This is a genomic window from Rhizobium sophorae (genome assembly GCF_013087515.1).
Classification (GTDB): domain Bacteria; phylum Pseudomonadota; class Alphaproteobacteria; order Rhizobiales; family Rhizobiaceae; genus Rhizobium; species Rhizobium sophorae.
In genome coordinates this window covers 1-756 of sequence record NZ_JABFCN010000025.1, presented here as the reverse complement: position 1 = coordinate 756, position 756 = coordinate 1, and the positions used below count along the sequence as shown (strand labels likewise).

Here is a 756-nt window from a genome sequence, read left to right as displayed (position 1 = left end):
ACCTCCAATCCCTTCCTCCGTCTCGACCCGGCGCCGGCCGAGGGCCGCGATCTCAACCCGGTTCTTCAGGATGTCGGCCTCGCGATCCACCCGCCGCTGCTCTATCTCGGTTATGTTGGCTTCTCCGTCTGCTTCTCCTTTGCGGTTGCGGCCCTGCTGGAAGGGCGGATCGACGCCGCCTGGGCGCGCTGGGTGCGACCCTGGACGCTCGCCGCCTGGACCTTTCTGACGCTTGGCATCGCCATGGGCTCCTACTGGGCCTATTACGAGCTCGGCTGGGGCGGCTGGTGGTTCTGGGACCCGGTGGAAAACGCCTCCTTCATGCCGTGGCTCGCCGGCACCGCACTGCTGCATTCGGCGCTCGTCATGGAAAAGCGCGAGGCGCTGAAGATCTGGACGGTGCTGCTCGCCATCCTCACCTTCTCGCTGTCGCTGATGGGCACCTTCCTGGTGCGCTCCGGCGTGCTGACCTCGGTGCATGCCTTTGCCAGCGACCCCACCCGCGGCGTCTTCATTCTTTGCATCCTGCTGATCTTCATCGGCGGGGCGCTGTCGCTCTTTGCCTTCCGCGCGCCGAAGCTCGCGGCAGGCGGGCTGTTTGCGCCGATTTCGCGTGAGGGCGCGCTCGTCGTCAACAATCTGATCCTGACGGTCGCCTGCGGCACGGTGCTGACCGGCACGCTCTATCCGCTGCTTTTGGAAACGCTGACCGGCGACAAGATTTCCGTCGGAGCGCCCTTTTTCAACCTGACCTTC

At 65.2% G+C, this 756-nt stretch carries 1 protein-coding gene; it reads left to right on the top strand.

The features are described 5' to 3' along the window. On the top strand, positions 1–756 hold a 756-nt coding region (locus G9X64_RS15405), incomplete at both ends, for a heme lyase CcmF/NrfE family subunit (RefSeq protein WP_171376887.1).